The organism is Photobacterium sp. GB-56, assembly GCF_003026105.1.
Lineage (GTDB): Bacteria > Pseudomonadota > Gammaproteobacteria > Enterobacterales > Vibrionaceae > Photobacterium.
In genome coordinates this window covers 1-17,461 of sequence record NZ_PYNW01000024.1, presented here as the reverse complement: position 1 = coordinate 17,461, position 17,461 = coordinate 1, and the positions used below count along the sequence as shown (strand labels likewise).

The following is a 17,461-nucleotide window of genomic DNA, read 5'->3' as shown; positions in this document are numbered from 1 at the left end:
CAGACGGGAGCAGCGCTATAAAGACTGCTGCTCCACTAAATTTTGGGAGGAATATGCTAATTAAACGTATAACCAAATGATGTTTTATAACTTGTTAGGGTTGCTTAATAAATTCAGCAACGGCGCATTATCTTCAACTAAGGTTAACAAGGTATATTTATCTAGCTCAGCCAAAAATGCTTCTCTTGCATCAGCAAGCACACCTTTTAATCGGCAAGCTGGCGTTATATGGCAAAAATCAAGGCTACAATTAACAATCTGTAACGGTTCTATTGCACGTACGACATCGCCAACAATAATAGATTCAGCTGACTTACCTAAACGAATACCACCATTTTTTCCGCGCACCGTTTCGATATAGCCTAATTGACCTAATTTATTGATTATTTTAACCATATGGTTACGTGACACATTGTATATTTCTGTCACTTTCGTAATACTTGTTAGCTCACCTTCTGGTAGCGACGCAAGATATATCAGAGCTCGTAAGCCGTAATCGGTAAAACTAGTTAACTGCACAATGGCTCCTCCTGTTGTTATTTTAATCTTCTTATTGACTAAAAGATACAGATCAGATACAACTTATAACATACATTATAAATACATGTTTATAGGAAGTGCTCATGCTTAGTCAAAAAACGATCGATATTGTTAAAACAACAGCTCCTGTCATTGCAGAAGCAGGCCCTATGGTTACCCAACATTTCTATCAACGTATGTTTAACCATAACCCTGAGTTAAAAGATGTTTTTAACATGAGCCACCAAAAAAATGGGGAAAATAACGAACCTTCTAGCCAACAAAAAGCGTTATTTAATGCCATTTGTGCTTATGCCAATAATATCGAAAATCTTGCTGTGCTTTTACCAGCAGTAGAAAAGATTGCTCACAAACATACCAGTTTTATGATCACCGCTGAGCAATACAATATTGTTGGCTCTCACCTTATCGCCACCATTGATGAATTATTAGCGCCAGGACAAGAGGTATTAGACGCTTGGGCTGAAGCTTATGGTTTACTGGCTAATATTTTCATCAATCGTGAAGAAGAAATCTATCAAGAAAATGCGAATAAAGTTGGTGGGTGGCGTGGCACTCGTGAGTTCGTAGTCACTAACAAGCAAAAAGACAGCGAATTTATCACGAGCTTTACCTTTAAACCTACAGATGGCGGTAAGGTCGCAAGCTATAAACCTGGGCAGTATCTGGGGATCTACCTTAATGCTGACGAATTAGAGAACCAAGAAATCCGTCAATATAGCTTATCTTCGGCACCACAAGATGATCAGTACCGTATTTCAGTAAAACGTGAATCTCACGGTAAAGTTTCAAACTACTTACATAACAATATCAATATTGGCGATAAAGTAATGCTTGCCGCCCCTGCTGGTGACTTCTTCTTAGATGTTGAAGCAAACACACCTGTCACATTACTTTCCGCAGGTGTGGGTTTAACGCCAACGCTTTCAATGCTTGAATCACTAACAGATCACCAAGCACCTGTTAACTGGCTACATGCCACAGAAAATGGCGCACATCATGCCTACAAAAAACAGGTAAAAGCACTCGCGCAGCAGCACAATCACATTCAAGATATCACTTGGTATAACGCACCACTTGATAGCGATCTTCCTGCCGAAGATTATGACTACCAAGGTTTGATGGATCTCAGCACGATAGCACCACAGCTAACAGATGAAAACATGCACTTTTACTTCTGTGGTCCTGTTGCCTTCATGCAATATATCGCTAAACAGCTATTAGCATTAGGTGTATCTGAAGATCGTATTCACTACGAATGTTTCGGCCCACACAAAGTCCTATAACTTAACGCAGCTAATACAACAAAGCACAGCGAAATGCTGTGCTTTTTTATCTGGTTACTGGGTTATTTGGGACAGGTTACCATAAACTTGAACGTTGTTTTGCCCGAGCAATAATATTTTCAGGCATACGTAATTCTAATTTTCGACGTAACGTATTCAGTTGGTTATATAACGATTTATTCGCCGTCGTGGTTTGATACAGCCAGCGATAAGCATCTTCGTAATCAAGTGGACTACCATGATCTGACACTAATAGTTCAGCTAACTGAAGACGCGCTTTAATATTTCCTAGCGCCGCAGCTTCTCGTAAATACGGGATCGCACGCTCTTTATCTTGTTGCAATAACACTCCGTTCGCATAATAACGCCCTAATTGTTCAAGTGCTACCGGTGAGCCTTGCTGCGCAGCCGCTCGCATATAATACAAACCTTGCTCGACATCTTTGTCTACACACACGCCCCAAGCCAACATATCACCATATAAAAACTGATAAGAAGGTGACTCTACTCGCTCAGCGCGCGCTTTAATATCTTGTACAAGCTGGCAATCATCAGCTTTTATTTTTTTTAAATGCTGGTTCGTTTCAAAAAGCTGTATCAGTTCATCATCGCTATAAATGGGAACAGCATCTCCCACATTATCCAATGCGTAAGCGGCAGATATAAATAACTGGCTAGTCAATAATAAGATCGGAAGCTTTTTCATCATTAGATCTCAGGCTAGGGATAACTTTTTATCGACATCTAGCCTAAAGACTTTAGCTAACATTCTATCGTTAATTAATGATATCACTTCCAAAATATACGAATAAGGCAGTATTCATTTTAATTAGATATAAAAAAACCAGCCCGAAAGCTGGTTTTTAAATCAATTCGCATCAGCGATAATTATTCACCGTATGGGTGAACTTTGATAATTGTCTCGTTACGGTCAGGACCTGTAGAGATAATATCAATTGGAACGCCTGTTAGCTCTTCGATACGTGCAATGTAATCTAATGCTGCTTGTGGAAGCACGTCTAATGACTTAGCACCAAATGTAGTTTCACTCCAACCCGGCATTGTTTCATAAACAAGCTCTAGATCTTCGTACTCGTCAGCAGCCATTGGTGAAACTTCTAAGATTTCGCCCGTCTTCGTTTTGTATGCAGTACAGATTTTTAGCTCTTCTAAGCCATCTAGTACGTCTAATTTAGTTAGACAGAAGCCAGAGATAGAGTTAATTTGTACCGCACGACGCATAGCAACGGCATCGAACCAACCGGTACGACGTAGACGACCTGTTGTTGCACCAAACTCGTGGCCAACAGTACCTAAGTGCTTACCTACTGGATCTTGCTTGTCTAGACCATCATATAGCTCTGTAGGGAAAGGACCAGCACCAACACGTGTACAGTAAGCTTTCGCAATACCAAGAATGTAACCTAGGTGACGAGGACCAAAGCCAGAACCTGCAGCAACACCACCAGCAGTTGTGTTAGAAGAGGTTACATACGGATAAGTACCGTGATCGATATCAAGTAGCGTACCTTGCGCGCCTTCGAACATGATCTTGTCGCCACGTAGACGAGCATCATCAAGCTCTTTAGTGACGTCGATAACCATAGACGTTAGGATATCAGCTTGAGAAAGTACTTTTTCTAGCACTTCTTCGTAGTTTACAGGCTCTGCATTGTAGTAATGCTCAAGCTGGAAGTTATGGTAAGCCATCACTTCTTTAAGCTTTTCTGCAAATGCTTCTTTATTGAAAAGATCGCCAACGCGTAGACCGCGACGTGCAACTTTATCTTCGTAAGCAGGACCGATACCACGACCAGTCGTACCAATTGCTTTTTTACCACGAGCAGCTTCACGCGCTTGGTCAAGAGCAATGTGGTAAGGAAGGATTAATGGACAAGCTTCTGACAGGAATAAACGCTCACGAACAGGAATACCACGTGCTTCTAGTGGGCCCATTTCATTCATTAACGCATCAGGAGAAAGCACCACACCGTTACCGATGATGCATTTAACATTGTCACGTAGGATACCTGATGGGATCAGGTGAAGAACTGTTTTCTCACCGTCAATAACTAGGGTGTGACCTGCATTGTGACCGCCTTGGTAGCGAACCACATATTTTGCATCTTCGGTCAGTAGGTCAACGATTTTACCTTTACCTTCGTCACCCCATTGGGTGCCAAGAACGACTACATTATTTGCCATCTTTCTTCATCTATCAGTAGTTAAAAAGGGATTCTAGCACCTTAACATTCAGCTTGCAGTCATTTTTTAGCCGTGTAGACCGTTTCTGCAAGCGAATTGTCACCATTGTGTGCTATGTATTTTACATCTGCCTATACATCATATACGCAATAACCGCACCGGCAACAACCAGACAGCCGCCAATACGACGCAAATTATTATCATTTTGTTGGCTTAACTGGTTAACCATCTCTCGCCACCCGCGAGGCGCAAGTAATGGCCCTAAGCCTTCAACCACTAACACTAAGCCTAGTGCCATCCAAATTGAATGTGACATTTTTCTTTTCCCCATAAAAAAAGACAAGGCCGAGGCCTTGTCTTTACAATAACAGATGTCTGATGTGATTGGTTTAGTTTGCTTTAAGTTCTGAATGATTCATGTACTTAAAGAATTCATTGTTAGGATCAACAACCAATACATCATTTTTAGAGTTGAAGCTCTTCTCGTAAGCTTTAAGCGAACGCCAGAAACTGTAGAACTCTGGGTTTTGGCTATAAGCTTTTGAGTAAATCTCTGCCGCTTTTGCATCCGCGTCACCACGAATAACCTGTGCTTTACGTTTTGCTTCAGAAAGAACAGTCGCTACTTCAAGCTCAGAACGTGCACGTAACTCTTCAGCACGTTGACGACCTTGCGAACGGTAACTACGCGCTACTGATTCTCGCTCGGCACGCATACGACGGTAGATAGACTCACTGATTTCATCTGGTAGGTTAATTTTCTTAATTCGGAAATCAACCACTTCAATACCCAAATCTTTCGCACTTTCACGCGTTTCTTCAAGTACATCTGCCATGATTTTATCACGCTGGCCTTCAACTTCCTTCACCGGTACTACACCTTCAATTACCGCTAGAGCAGCTTTAGCCGCTTTAGTTTGTGCAATATCAGACGCTGTAGTTGGTGTTGAAATGCTGTCTTCTCCAGACACGATCTGCTTAATTTCTTTCGAACCGATTTCAGCACGTAGGCTATCGACTACTTTACGCTTTAATAGCGCTTCTGCAGTTGATGTATTACCACCACCTGTTGCTAAGTAGTACTTACCAAAATCTTTGATACGCCATTTCACATAGGTATCAATGATCACGTCTTTCTTCTCAGCTGTTAAGAAACGATCAGCCTGATCATCCATAGTTTGAATACGCGCATCTAAATCATGAACACGGTCAAACACTGGTACTTTAAAATGTAGGCCGGGCTGATAAATACGGGCAATTTCAGTATTGTTATCTTTTAAGATACGACCGAAACGCACCACGATACCACGCTCACCTTCTTTTACGACAAACACTGACATCAATAATAGAGCAATAAAAATCACTACTACTGGGATCATTAACTTACGCATAATTAATATCTCCCTTGACGGCCAGTATCAGCACGAGAAGCAGGTGCAACTGGAGTTGGAGTTTCTACTTTTTCTAATTCAATACCGCTTAAACGATCTGAATTATCGGTTTTCTTATCAGCTTGATTTGACTGAGACATCAGCTTATCAAGTGGTAAGTACATCATATTATTACTGCCACCTGATTTCGTATCAATTAACACTTTGCTGGTGTTACTGTACACCTTCTCCATGGTATCTAGATACAAACGCTCACGTGTCACTTCTTTCGCTGCTAGGTATTGTGGCAACAATTTATCAAACTGTGCTACATCACCCAATGCGCCATTAACAACACGCTCAGAGTAACCTTCAGCTTCGTTCTTCAGACGCTCAGCACGACCCGTTGCTTTAGGCAAAATATCATTACTGTAAGCTTCTGCTTCACGAACGTAACGCTCTTCATCTTCTCGCGCTGCGATAGCATCATCAAATGCATCTTTCACCGCTTCAGGTGGACGAGCTGATTGGAAGTTCACATCAACAACACGGATACCCATGTCGTATTTTGCAATAATTTTATCAATTGCTGCTTGAGTATTCGCACGAATAGTCTGACGACCTGTCGTCAATGCCTGATCCATCGTTGAATCACCAATCACGGCACGAAGTGCAGAATCGGTTGCCTGACGCAAACTGTCATCAGCATTCGTTACGCTAAATAGGTACTTCTCAGCGTTATCAACACGGTACTGAACATCCATTTCAACTTTCAGAACGTTTTCATCTTTCGTTAACATCAAGCCAGATGCACGAAGAGAACGAATTGCTTGAATGTTGACTGGGATAACTTCATCAATAAACGTTGGTTTCCAGTTCAGACCGGGTTTTACAACTTGATCAAACTTACCAAAACGTAGCACAACACCTTGCTCTGCTTCGCCAATGGTGTAAAAACCAGAAAAACCCCAAACCGCCGCAGCTAATACGGCAACAGCCCCCAAGCCAACAGCGCTCCCGCTGCCACTCGGCCCTTTTTTATTTCCAAACACACCGCCAACTTTACGACTTAGTTTTGAAAAAACCTCATCGAGATCTGGTGGTCCTTGTTCACGTCCACCGCGATTATTATTACCCCAAGGGTCTTTATCATCACGGCCGCCGTTGTTTCCAGGCTCATTCCACGCCATTATAGAACTCCATCAATATGATATGACGACAGTTTTTATCACTCTAGTAATCCATTAAGCAACGATAAAGTCATCTAACGAAGTACTTTCTCTTTTTTGTAATCGAGACCATTCCGCCAAAGGCAAACGAATATCAATCATCAAATAACCGTCTGATTCGTATTCTTCTTGTAAAATACATCCCAGCCGATAAAACTTGCTACGGATACGCCCAATCATTTCAGGGGGTACACGTAAGGTATGCGCTACCATCGTACCGGAGAGGCGTTCAGTTAGTGCTTGGAATAACAAGTCAATGCCTTGCCCTTCCATCGCTGAAACCCAAACGCGACGAGGAACTCCCTCTTCATCTCGTTCAATACGAGGTTCTGCATGCTCTAAATTATCAATTTTATTCATGATAATTAAAGTAGGCACCTCACCCGCATCAATTTCTTCTAGTACTGTTTCAACAGCTTCAATGTTTTCACGGAAGCGATCATCACTTGCATCAACCACATGAAGTAAAAGATCAGCCTCTTGTGTTTCTTTAAGGGTAGCTTTAAATGCTGCCACTAGATCGTGGGGAAGATGTCGAATAAATCCAACGGTATCAGCTAAAATCGCTGTACCTACATCAGCCACTGCTATTTTACGTAGTGTAGGATCTAGAGTTGCAAACAGTTGATCGGCGGCGTAAACCCCCGCATCGGTGATCCGATTAAAGAGTGTGGATTTACCAGCATTGGTATATCCCACTAATGAGATCGTTGGAATTTCTGCACGATTACGCGCACGTCTTCCTTGATCACGCTGTTTAGCCACTTTATCTAAACGACGTAGAATTGTTTTAATTCGATCGCGCAATAAACGTCTATCTGTTTCAAGCTGCGTTTCACCAGGTCCACGCAGACCTATCCCCCCTTTCTGTCGCTCAAGGTGAGTCCAACCACGAATCAATCGGGTTGATATATGACGTAACTGTGCAAGCTCGACTTGCAACTTACCTTCATGGGTACGTGCGCGTTGAGCAAATATATCTAAGATCAAACCTGTTCTGTCGAGTACACGACACTGACAAATTTGCTCCAAGTTACGCTCTTGAGCGGGAGACAAGGAGTGGTTAAAGATAACGATATCAGCTTCCGCTGTTCTTACCGCGTCGGCAATTTCTTGTGCCTTACCTTCTCCAACGTAATATTTAGGGTGCGGAGTCTTACGGCTGCCAGTGACAACATGCAGTGTATTGACGCCCGCTGAGGAGACCAGCATTTCAAATTCGCTAAGATCTTCCCATTCCCCATCTTGCGTGAAGTTAATATGAACAAGAATCGCCTGTTCACCGGCTTCATAACGGTCAAACAAGCCATTAACTCCTTAATGGAAGAATAAATTATTCTTCAGTTTTTTCTGGACGTTCAGTACCTGCTGGACGATCACCTGCATGGTGATGGTTCACTGGACGAGCAGGAACTACCGTTGAAATAGCATGCTTATATACCATTTGGTTTACAGTGTTTTTTAATAGGATCACAAATTGGTCAAAAGACTCAATTTGTCCCTGTAGTTTGATACCGTTTACCAAGTAAATTGAGACCGGAATTCGTTCACGACGCAGCGCATTTAAAAACGGGTCTTGCAGAGATTGCCCCTTAGCCATTATTTCTTTTCCTTATTTGTTTGTAGTTGTATTAGCAACGAACAAAAACTAAAAATACGCAAAGCAGTTCAGAGTATACACGTTAATCAAACATCACATCTAACTGAGTTTGTGACTGTTTGTAACGCGGAATCCACATCACTACTATCCAACCAGGTCAAATCTTTCCAACCGCGAAGCCAGGTAATTTGACGCTTTGCTAATTGACGGGTAGCACAGATACCACGGAAAACCGCTTCATCTAAGTCATAATTCCCGTCCAAATATTCCCACATCTGACGATAACCAACGCAACGAATAGAAGGAAGCTCAAGGTGAAGATCACCACGCTCGTGCAACGCACGTACTTCCTGCTCAAAACCTGCCTCGATCATTTTATTGAACCTAAGCTCAATTCGCTGATGCAGTACAGCCCTATCCATGGGAGTGATTGCAAATTGATGAACCTTGTAAGGTAAAGATTCACCTTGAGTTTTTGTTAACTCAGTTAAAGTTTTACCCGAAATTCGGAAAACTTCCAATGCACGAGATAATCGCTGTGGATCATTGGGATGAATTCTTGCTCCGGCAACGGGATCAATCCTTACTAATTCATCATGCAATGCTTGCCATCCATGCTCAGCAGCATCTCGTTCAATCCCTGCGCGAACCTCAAGATCTGCAGCAGGTAAAGGCGATAAACCTTCCAATAAAGCCTTGTAGTACAACATAGTACCACCAACTAATAAAGGAATTCGCCCTGCTGCAACTATATCAGCCATTTCTTTCAGTGCATCAGCACGAAAGTCTGCAGCCGAATAACTTTGCGCTGGATCACGAATATCGATCAAACGATGCGGTGCTAATGCAAGTTCATGCGCATCTGGCTTTGCTGTACCGATATCCATTCCCTTATAAATAAGGGCAGAATCAACACTAATCAACTCAACAGGCAGTTGCTCTCGTAATCGAATGGCAAGATCGGTTTTACCCGAAGCTGTTGGTCCCATTAAAAAAATGGCTTGAGGTTGTGGCTTAGTTATCATTATTTAAAGGCTTCTATTGCTGCTTGCATATCTACCGGTCGAAGTAATTGGCTTTCATGACCTGCCAAATTCTCTCCCCATAGCTGCTCTAATTCAGAGACTAGCTGAATGGCTTGCGACAAACTATAACTTGCCACTGTACCAACACATTGTTCAGCTAACCAATATAATAATTTATCCCACCCTTGTGCTTCTGGATCATCACAAGCTGTAAGTAGGTAGGTTAACAAATTCGGGAGCAACTGTTGTAAGTTTTGTTGTCTTAATGGCATACATACTGACATGATTATTATGCCATTTCTCCCTTTCGCTTTCAGTTGAATCCCTAATTGTTTAAGTAGCATCGCATGTTGTTCAGCACAGGCAATTAAATCGCTCTCTACAGGTACCGATAGTGGGATCAAAAGCGGTTGAGGTTTTAATCCTTCCGTTTGCGCTAAACGCAATTGTCCAACATAGCGTAGTAACTCTGCATGATCTAAATTCAGTAAAGCAATATTGGTCTCTTGCTGCATTAGTAAGTAACGCTCAGCCACCAAACATAATGCTTTACCAAGCCCCATAGCTTTACCCGCTATCGCATGTTGTTTAACAACTGCTGTTGAAGGCATTGCTTGCCACTCTCTACGCGGCTCGGCAATACGCTCTATCGGTTGTTCGGCTAAAACATGTTTTGTCGGCGATTCCGTTTGTAACAGCTTTTGGTATGCTTTGATCTCAGCCGCCGTCGGCCCTTCCGGTTTAGGAGAACGTGAGGCGCCAGATGAAGCATCAGAAGTTCTCGTGGTATTTATTGTTTGCTCACTGCCTTGTCGCTCACAAGGGCTGCGATCATACTGATGCTGATCTCTATTATTTGTGCTTGGTGAAGCCGAATAAGAAGATGGTTTACTATGTTCAGACGCTTCACTTACCTCATATTCAGCTGATACTGCTAAGCCACGCATATCACTATCAATGGGTGCTCTTGCTGAATGTGACGGTGTCGATGCAGACTTATTCCATTCCGATGACGGTGATTTATGAGGATACTCTGGCGTCGCATCTATCGCTTGAGCGACCCTCTGCGTCACAGAGTTTGTTGGTTCAATCACGACACCATCTTCATCGACTTCGATACGGTGAGCACTCGATCGTATCGGTGATTGATACTGATGCTGCTCTTCTTCTAATGCCCCTTGCTGCAATGCACTTTGTAAGGCTTGGTAGATAAAATCATGTACCAACCGTGCTTGATGAAAACGCACTTCATGTTTTGCTGGGTGAACATTCACATCAACTTGGTGAGGATCAACATCAATATACAGTACGTAAGCTGCATACTGATCGGATCGTAAACTCGACTCATAAGCTTGACGGATCGCATGATTGATCAGCTTATCTTTCATCATCCGTCCATTAACATAACAATACTGAATATCATTTTGTGCACGAGCGCCTTGAGAGCTACATACCCAACCGGATAATTTCAAGTCTCCGTGCGCTAATTCAACCACCAATGCATGTTGCAAAAAGCCTGAACCACATGCCGTTGCTAATCGACGCTCTTTTTGAATCGGCGTTTGTGCCGCTCGGTATTGTCGAATGATCTTACCGTTATGACGCAAAGTAATAGCAACATCGAAGCGGCTTAACGCAATACGTTTGATCAACTCATCAATATGATTAAATTCTGTTTTTTCTGTCCGTAAGAACTTACGACGCGCAGGTGTATTAAAGAAAAGATCAAGCACTTCTAGCGTTGTACCTACCGGATGGGCTGCAGGTTTTAACTGGACGTCCATATCTCGCCCTTCAGCATACGCTGACCACGCTTCTTCTTGCGCTTGGGTGCGGGAGGTTAACGTTAAACGAGAGACGGAACTGATACTGGCAAGCGCTTCACCACGAAAGCCAAGACTGACTATCGCTTCAAGATCATCCAGAGTAGTAATTTTAGAAGTCGCATGACGGCTAAGGGCGAGCGCAAGCTCATCTTTAGGGATCCCTTTTCCATTATCACGAATACGAATGAGCCGGCTACCACCTTTTTCGATATCAATATCGATTCGAGTAGCACCGGCATCAAGACTATTTTCAACAAGCTCTTTGACTACAGAAGCTGGGCGTTCAACAACTTCACCCGCTGCAATCTGGTTAGCCAGCCGAGCGGGTAAAATCTGAATCGGCATAATTAACTTCTTGGTATGATTAGCGTCTGTCCTACAGCTAGTTTATCAGAACGTAGCTTATTCGTAGCACGAATACTTGCAACTGACACACCATATTTATCAGCAATCTTACTCAAAAACTCGCCACGCTTTACTTTATGTTGAACATATTTCGGCGCAGGAACGGCAATTTTTAATTTTTGCCCAAGCATCACATTGTCTGATTTTAGGTGATTAAGTTGACGGATGCTGCTCATGGTAACACCATATTTTGCTGCAATCTTACCTAAATATTCACCACGAACGACTTTATGTACAATCACCTTGGTTGAGGCAACAGGTTTCACTGTAGCACTGCTCGATGTCGTACTCACCGTTTTCGTTGGCGTCGAAACCGACGCTGTCTTAATGTTGCCAGGAATAATCAACACTTGACCGATGTTCACTGAGGTTGATTTCAGATTATTCGAAGCTTTGATTGATGCCATCGACACGCCATACTTCTGGGCAATACCGCTTAATGACTGACCCGATGTCACTTTATGCTTACTTCCACGTCCTTTCAAACGAGAAGCAAATAAAGTACCTTCAGGTGGATTTGCTTCAAAATACTCCAACACCCCTTTATAAACCGCATTCGCTAATTGGTTTTGGTGTGATGTCGTATTAAGTAATTTCTCTTCTGTCGGATTAGTAATAAAACCCGTTTCAACCAATAGCGATGGAATATCAGGTGATTTCAATACCGCTAAACTTGCGTATTGCGGAACCGTTTTATGCAAACGTGCCACTTTACGTAACTCATGTAATACACGAGTAGCAACATCGTAGCCTTCTTTTTGCGAGTAACTAAATTGAAGGTCTAATACCGCTCGGCCAAGATATTTATCATTGGTATTACTTGATAAAACATCGCCACCACCTAATAACTCTGATTGCTTCTCACTTTGCTCCAACCAGCGACCTATTTCAGTATTCGCACGGCGTGTGTTGAGCACCCATACAGAAGCACCACGAGGTTGCGGTTTTGTAAAGCCATCAGCATGGATAGAAACTAAAAGAAGGGCTTTATTCTTACGTGCAATTTCTGAACGCTTACCCAATGGAACAAAGTAGTCACCACGGCGAGTTAGTACTGCACGCATACCCGTTGTTGCATTGATCTTAGCTGCCAGTTTTTTCGCAACCGCTAGTGTGACATTTTTTTCATATTTACGCGTTGGACCAATAGAGCCAGGATCATCACCACCGTGACCTGCATCCACCGCTACCACGATATCAGCGGTACCAGATGGCATTTTCGCTAAGTTATTTGCCGTCGCTTTTTCTTCTGCTTGCTCTTCTTTAGCACCCACTGTTTTAGACGTTCCATTCGGCAAGTCTAAAACTAAACGGTAACCATAACTGCCCGTTGGTGATAAAGAGAATATTGTTGGCGTTACACCACGCTTAACTTCAAACACCAGTCGCGTTGTACCTTTTGCAGGCGCTGTACTGGTGCGAACTTTGGTTAAAATATCACTTTTCTGAACCGCAATAGGAAGTTTAGTTTTGATCTTAGTATCTTTAAGATCAACCACTAAACGAGAAGGTCCTGCTAATGAAAAGTGAGAATAGTCAGCTTTACTTTGCAGATCTAATACTACGCGAGTTTCATCTGGCGCAGGCCAAATTCTCACCCCTTTGAGTTCATTTGCCCAAGAGGCAGCAGAACTCACTAATCCTGCTCCTACTATCAGGAACTTTAAATACGTCCGTAACGCCATCCTAATTAACTCAACTCCAAATGATTGATCAATGCTGCACCATATTCCGTATTGGCGCGGATCAATACTTTTCTCTGCTCACCGTGATAACACATTTCTAATTCAAGATCGGGTTGAGGTAATAACCCATCACCTTTCTCTGGCCATTCCACTAAGCAAATAGCATCCTGGGTGAAATAATCACGAATTCCCATAAATTCTAATTCTTCAGGATCTGCAAGGCGATAGAGATCAAAATGATACACTTGCCAAGGAGCAAGATCATAAGGTTCAACTAGGGTATATGTCGGACTCTTAACATTCCCTTGATGGCCTAGCGCACGAATAAAACCACGACTAAACGTTGTTTTTCCGGCTCCCAAATCGCCGTGAAGATAAATCGTTGTTTGTTGCGTACAGGCTTTAGCTAATTTAAGGCCTAAATCTACTGTTGCCTGCTCATCAGCAAGAAAGGTTTCAAATGTTTGCATGTTTTTATCTTGGATTGACTAATTGACGAATAAACGGAAAGAGATCTGATGCCAGCATACCACGCTCTCCGCTTTGCGCACACAAATCTGCGGCTCGGCTATGGATCCAGACTCCCGCATAGGCCGCTTCAACTAACGCTAAACCTTGGCCGAGTAAAGCACCAATGATACCTGATAATACGTCCCCCATCCCTCCCGTTGCCATTCCAGGATTGCCGCAAGTACAAATCCATAATGTCTTACCATCATAAATTAAACTGCCAGCCCCTTTTAAAACAACAACACCGCCATAATCTTGCTGTAAGCGCTGAATCGCGACAAACCGATCGGCTTCAATCTCATTAATAGAGACATCCAATAATCGCGCCGCTTCGCCGGGATGTGGTGTAATGATTCGATTATCTCGGTAGTCAGGGGCTTTTGCCAGTAAATTAAGGCCATCAGCATCAACGACACAAGGTTTATCAATATGATGACACTGCGCAAAGAGAGATTGTCCCCAATCACTGGTTCCAAGCCCAGGCCCTAATACAACCACATCTGACCAAGCAAGCTTATCAACAAGTATGTTTGAAGACTCTTGCCAACCAATGGCCATTATCTCAGGTCTCATCATCACAATTGACAGTGCATTGTCAGGTCGTGTTATCACCGACGTTAAGCCAGCACCTGCACGGCTACAAGCTTCTGACGATAATCGAATAGCTCCCGCCATTCCAAGATCACCACCAATACAAAGCACGCGTCCAAAACACCCTTTATGAGCAACACGTGAGCGCGGAAAAAGTAATGACTGTACCTGCGATTCTGTAATGTGTAATGCTGATGGTTTCATGACTTGCGAGAATTGCAGATCAAATCCTAAGTCTGAAAAGTAACGTTCCCCACAATATTGTGCTGCTTGCCCTGTTGTCAGCCCTTGTTTAAAACCAATAAAAGAGAGCGTTTGTGAGGCCTTAATAACAGCACCAAAAGTTGCACCAGTATTTGCACATAATCCTGAAGGCACATCCACTGCAATCACAGGCGTCTTTTGATCATTGATCCAACGAATGCGTTCAGCGATTTCTGAGCGAACTTCACCTTTAACCCCAATCCCTAATAACGCATCGATAATTAACTCATAACTTGTGGTTGGCGTATCAGTGATCGTTTTACCATTACATTGCAACCAGTGAGAACGAGCACATCGAGCGTCAGCAGGTAAATGTTCAACATTGGGTGATTCCCACACAGTAACATCAATACCCTGATCATGTGCTAAACGAGCCACTACATAGCCATCACCACCATTATTACCTTTACCGCAGCACACTAATAATTTATTACATTGAGGATACCGCTGCCTCATAAGATCAAACGTTGCCTCTCCAGCACGTTCCATTAAGTGATAAAGCGTGACACTATTTTGTTGCTCTGTGAGTAATTGCTCACCTTGCCTGATTTGCTCTGAGGTATAGAGAAATAAGGGGATGTCATGAGTGATCATAGGTAAAGTGCCCTCAATAAACGTGTAACAACTATAACTAATCAAAATACACAGTGTTAATTTTATACATCTATAATCGCAACGTCAGAGGTCATTATCGCAGTCTATTCTTAGCAATCCACATTCTCACCGCTATGATCAAAACAAGAATATGCTAGAATGCGCCCCCTTTCATTTAGCGCAATATAAAAGAGTTCGGTTATGACTATCGATTACCATCAACTTGCTGAGCAGATCAAAACTTGGGGACAAGAGCTGGGCTTTCAACAAGTGGGTATCACTGATATTGATTTGTCACAACACGAAGCTGAATTGCAACGTTGGCTTGATGCTGGCTATCACGGTGATATGGACTGGATGGCACGTCATGGCATGATGCGTGCGCGCCCTGCTGAACTACTACCCGGCACTATCCGTGTGATCAGCGTAAGAATGAATTACCTTCCGCCTCACGCCGAGTTTGCCCAAACACTTAAGCAACCTCAAAAAGCGTTTATTAGTCGCTATTCACTCGGTCGTGATTACCACAAGCTGATCCGTAATCGACTGAAACAATTAGGGCAACGTATTGAGCAAGCCGTCGGGCAGTTTGGCTGCCGACCTTTTGTTGACTCAGCGCCTATTCTAGAACGCCCTTTGGCACAAAAAGCAGGGCTTGGTTGGACAGGCAAACATTCACTTATCTTAAATGAGCAAGCAGGCTCTTGGTTCTTTTTAGGTGAACTATTAGTTGATATTCCACTGCCAATTGATAAACCAAGCAGTGAGCAATGTGGGAAATGTGTCGCTTGTATAACGAGCTGTCCAACAGGTGCTATTGTTGAAGAAGGAATCGTAGATGCGCGTCGTTGTATCTCATACTTAACGATTGAATTTGATGGTGTGATCCCAGAGCAATACCGCAGTGCTATCGGTAACCGTATCTATGGTTGCGATGACTGCCAATTAGTCTGCCCCATAAACAGACATGGACAATTAACAGAAGAGCACGATTACCACTGTCGTGACAGCTTATACCAACAAGACTTGCTAACTCTTTATGCTTGGGATGAAACGACATTCTTAAAAAATACCGAAGGCTCAGCTATTCGCCGGATAGGCCATATTCAATGGCTCAGAAATATCACAATTGCTCTGGGTAATGCTTCTTATCAAATAGAAATTGTTGAAGCACTTCAGCAGCGTCAAGGGATCTCTGAATTACTTGATACACATATCGATTGGGCGCTATCGCAACAACAACAAAGAAAAGATCAACTCGCTCTCGAAATTTTACCTACTAAAACAAAACGTTTAGTACGGATTATTGAGAAAGGCTTACCTCGAGATGCATAAGTCACTCGGGGGATATGTGGAAAACTTTTTAAAGTTAGGTTTTTTCTTGGGGATAGGTAAAGATTAAACACAGGAGGTGGATAACATAATCAAGATAGTTATCCCGAGGAGGAACATGACATAAAATCTGTTGAAAAGCAGGTATAAAAATCAATATTTACATTATAAAACATAAAGTTAAATGAAATAAAAACACCTGTGGATAACGGTAATTAAACACTATTCAAATTAAAATTCAAAGTTACTCACATAGCATCAGCACATCTAATCAACCAACTTACCCACAGTACATGTAGTGTGGATAACTCTGTTAATTTCATTGTGATCTAACGGTGAAATACTATTATAAAAATAATGTGTTAGCACTATCTGCAATGTTATTCGCTCAGATGGCACAGCTTTATGCACTACTGTTGCAATAGATAAACATTACTAAGAAAAGAGCGTACGCGTTAGTTATATCGCGCCAATACAGCAGTATTGATGTTACAACATGAATACCCTGTATTGCTGAGACAGCAAAAACAACCCTTAAAGGTTGCTTTATACAAAGTGAGTTCTGTTGTCGAAGCCGATCGCTTCTAAGTGGGCTTCGTAGCTAAGCTAGAAACACTTGAAGCAGTACACTGATGATATCGGTAATCGAATACCTCAGGAATACTACATTAGGACTATTACTTCACAGCAATAGTTCATCGATAAGTTCGATGATAACTCTGTTTATCTACAATGAAATAAACAATCAAATTGGAGCGACACACGAGGTTCGAACTCGTGACCTCAACCTTGGCAAGGTTGCGCTCTACCAGCTGAGCTAGTGTCGCATAGCTAGGTCTTTCACCTAACGTTCATCGCTTTCGCCATGAACTATCAAATTGGAGCGACACACGAGGTTCGAACTCGTGACCTCAACCTTGGCAAGGTTGCGCTCTACCAGCTGAGCTAGTGTCGCATAGCTAGGTCTTTCACCTAACGTTCACCGCTTTCGCCATGAAC

15 protein-coding genes and 2 tRNA genes are annotated in these 17,461 nt (G+C 42.7%); 2 read left to right on the top strand and 15 right to left on the bottom strand.

The genetic code is table 11. From position 1 onward, the window contains the following. Nucleotides 1–84: 84 nt before the first annotated feature. Nucleotides 85–519, bottom strand: coding sequence for a nitric oxide-sensing transcriptional repressor NsrR (gene nsrR, locus C9J42_RS19900; protein WP_005372804.1), 435 nt, complete (start codon nucleotides 517–519; stop codon nucleotides 85–87). Between the two features lie 104 nt (nucleotides 520–623). On the opposite strand from nsrR, the gene hmpA reads away from it, so the two are divergent. Further along, on the top strand, nucleotides 624–1,826 hold the full coding sequence (hmpA, locus tag C9J42_RS19895) for an NO-inducible flavohemoprotein (protein WP_107208007.1): 1,203 nt from the start codon (nucleotides 624–626) through the stop codon (nucleotides 1,824–1,826). Nucleotides 1,827–1,902: 76 nt separating this feature from the next. On the opposite strand, the gene C9J42_RS19890 is transcribed toward hmpA, so the two are convergent. The 12 genes from C9J42_RS19890 to C9J42_RS19835 form a co-directional block, all read right to left on the bottom strand. Further along, entirely contained in the window at nucleotides 1,903–2,532 is a 630-nt protein-coding gene (locus C9J42_RS19890; RefSeq protein WP_107208006.1) for a tetratricopeptide repeat protein, read from the bottom strand. A 182-nt stretch (nucleotides 2,533–2,714) separates the two neighbouring features. Then, complete coding sequence (locus C9J42_RS19885; protein ID WP_107208005.1) at nucleotides 2,715–4,031, bottom strand: adenylosuccinate synthase; 1,317 nt, start codon at nucleotides 4,029–4,031, stop codon at nucleotides 2,715–2,717. Nucleotides 4,032–4,152: 121 nt separating this feature from the next. Continuing rightward, a complete protein-coding gene (locus C9J42_RS19880; protein WP_105061373.1) occupies nucleotides 4,153–4,347 on the bottom strand; it encodes a DUF2065 domain-containing protein in 195 nt (64 codons plus the stop codon). A 73-nt stretch (nucleotides 4,348–4,420) separates the two neighbouring features. Next, nucleotides 4,421–5,422, bottom strand: coding sequence for a protease modulator HflC (hflC, locus tag C9J42_RS19875; RefSeq protein ID WP_107208004.1), 1,002 nt, complete (start codon nucleotides 5,420–5,422; stop codon nucleotides 4,421–4,423). Between the two features lie 2 nt (nucleotides 5,423–5,424). After that, nucleotides 5,425–6,591: an FtsH protease activity modulator HflK gene (hflK, locus tag C9J42_RS19870; protein ID WP_107208003.1), complete on the bottom strand. Its 1,167-nt coding sequence runs from the start codon at nucleotides 6,589–6,591 to the stop codon at nucleotides 5,425–5,427. A 54-nt stretch (nucleotides 6,592–6,645) separates the two neighbouring features. Beyond that, complete coding sequence (gene hflX, locus C9J42_RS19865) at nucleotides 6,646–7,935, bottom strand: ribosome rescue GTPase HflX (protein WP_107302261.1); 1,290 nt, start codon at nucleotides 7,933–7,935, stop codon at nucleotides 6,646–6,648. A gap of 28 nt (nucleotides 7,936–7,963) precedes the next feature. After that, nucleotides 7,964–8,230, bottom strand: coding sequence for an RNA chaperone Hfq (gene hfq, locus C9J42_RS19860; protein ID WP_005372819.1), 267 nt, complete (start codon nucleotides 8,228–8,230; stop codon nucleotides 7,964–7,966). Nucleotides 8,231–8,316: 86 nt separating this feature from the next. Then, complete coding sequence (gene miaA / locus C9J42_RS19855; RefSeq protein WP_045129185.1) at nucleotides 8,317–9,252, bottom strand: tRNA (adenosine(37)-N6)-dimethylallyltransferase MiaA; 936 nt, start codon at nucleotides 9,250–9,252, stop codon at nucleotides 8,317–8,319. Nucleotides 9,253–9,254: 2 nt separating this feature from the next. Beyond that, nucleotides 9,255–11,426: a DNA mismatch repair endonuclease MutL gene (gene mutL, locus C9J42_RS19850; protein ID WP_107288091.1), complete on the bottom strand. Its 2,172-nt coding sequence runs from the start codon at nucleotides 11,424–11,426 to the stop codon at nucleotides 9,255–9,257. A gap of 2 nt (nucleotides 11,427–11,428) precedes the next feature. Next, complete coding sequence (locus tag C9J42_RS19845) at nucleotides 11,429–13,171, bottom strand: N-acetylmuramoyl-L-alanine amidase (protein ID WP_199187171.1); 1,743 nt, start codon at nucleotides 13,169–13,171, stop codon at nucleotides 11,429–11,431. A gap of 5 nt (nucleotides 13,172–13,176) precedes the next feature. Continuing rightward, on the bottom strand, nucleotides 13,177–13,641 hold the full coding sequence (tsaE, locus tag C9J42_RS19840) for a tRNA (adenosine(37)-N6)-threonylcarbamoyltransferase complex ATPase subunit type 1 TsaE (RefSeq protein ID WP_107208000.1): 465 nt from the start codon (nucleotides 13,639–13,641) through the stop codon (nucleotides 13,177–13,179). 4 nt (nucleotides 13,642–13,645) lie between these two features. Then, nucleotides 13,646–15,130 carry an NAD(P)H-hydrate dehydratase gene (locus tag C9J42_RS19835; RefSeq protein ID WP_107288090.1) on the bottom strand — a complete coding sequence of 495 codons (1,485 nt, stop codon included), beginning with the start codon at nucleotides 15,128–15,130 and terminating at the stop codon, nucleotides 13,646–13,648. A 201-nt stretch (nucleotides 15,131–15,331) separates the two neighbouring features. Between C9J42_RS19835 and queG the strand changes: the two genes are divergently transcribed. Continuing rightward, the gene (gene queG / locus C9J42_RS19830; protein ID WP_107207998.1) at nucleotides 15,332–16,465 is read left to right on the top strand and encodes a tRNA epoxyqueuosine(34) reductase QueG; all 1,134 of its coding nucleotides are present in this window, start codon (nucleotides 15,332–15,334) and stop codon (nucleotides 16,463–16,465) included. Between the two features lie 748 nt (nucleotides 16,466–17,213). On the opposite strand, the gene C9J42_RS19825 is transcribed toward queG, so the two are convergent. Both C9J42_RS19825 and C9J42_RS19820 read right to left on the bottom strand, forming a co-directional pair. Next, a tRNA-Gly gene (locus tag C9J42_RS19825) sits at nucleotides 17,214–17,289 on the bottom strand. Between the two features lie 52 nt (nucleotides 17,290–17,341). Beyond that, nucleotides 17,342–17,417, bottom strand: a tRNA-Gly gene (locus C9J42_RS19820). Between the last annotated feature and the right edge of the window lie 44 nt (nucleotides 17,418–17,461).

What these genes read in the sequence shown, in the direction of transcription:
- hmpA (WP_107208007.1), top strand. Translation starts at nt 624, where the DNA reads ATGCTTAGTCAAAAAACGATCGATATTGTTAAAACAACAGCTCCTGTC.
- C9J42_RS19890 (WP_107208006.1), bottom strand. Translation starts at nt 2,532, where the DNA reads ATGAAAAAGCTTCCGATCTTATTATTGACTAGCCAGTTATTTATATCT.
- C9J42_RS19885 (WP_107208005.1), bottom strand. Translation starts at nt 4,031, where the DNA reads ATGGCAAATAATGTAGTCGTTCTTGGCACCCAATGGGGTGACGAAGGT.
- C9J42_RS19880 (WP_105061373.1), bottom strand. Translation starts at nt 4,347, where the DNA reads ATGTCACATTCAATTTGGATGGCACTAGGCTTAGTGTTAGTGGTTGAA.
- hflC (WP_107208004.1), bottom strand. Translation starts at nt 5,422, where the DNA reads ATGCGTAAGTTAATGATCCCAGTAGTAGTGATTTTTATTGCTCTATTA.
- hflK (WP_107208003.1), bottom strand. Translation starts at nt 6,591, where the DNA reads ATGGCGTGGAATGAGCCTGGAAACAACGGCGGCCGTGATGATAAAGAC.
- hfq (WP_005372819.1), bottom strand. Translation starts at nt 8,230, where the DNA reads ATGGCTAAGGGGCAATCTCTGCAAGACCCGTTTTTAAATGCGCTGCGT.
- mutL (WP_107288091.1), bottom strand. Translation starts at nt 11,426, where the DNA reads ATGCCGATTCAGATTTTACCCGCTCGGCTGGCTAACCAGATTGCAGCG.
- C9J42_RS19845 (WP_199187171.1), bottom strand. Translation starts at nt 13,171, where the DNA reads ATGGCGTTACGGACGTATTTAAAGTTCCTGATAGTAGGAGCAGGATTA.
- tsaE (WP_107208000.1), bottom strand. Translation starts at nt 13,641, where the DNA reads ATGCAAACATTTGAAACCTTTCTTGCTGATGAGCAGGCAACAGTAGAT.
- C9J42_RS19835 (WP_107288090.1), bottom strand. Translation starts at nt 15,130, where the DNA reads ATGATCACTCATGACATCCCCTTATTTCTCTATACCTCAGAGCAAATC.
- queG (WP_107207998.1), top strand. Translation starts at nt 15,332, where the DNA reads ATGACTATCGATTACCATCAACTTGCTGAGCAGATCAAAACTTGGGGA.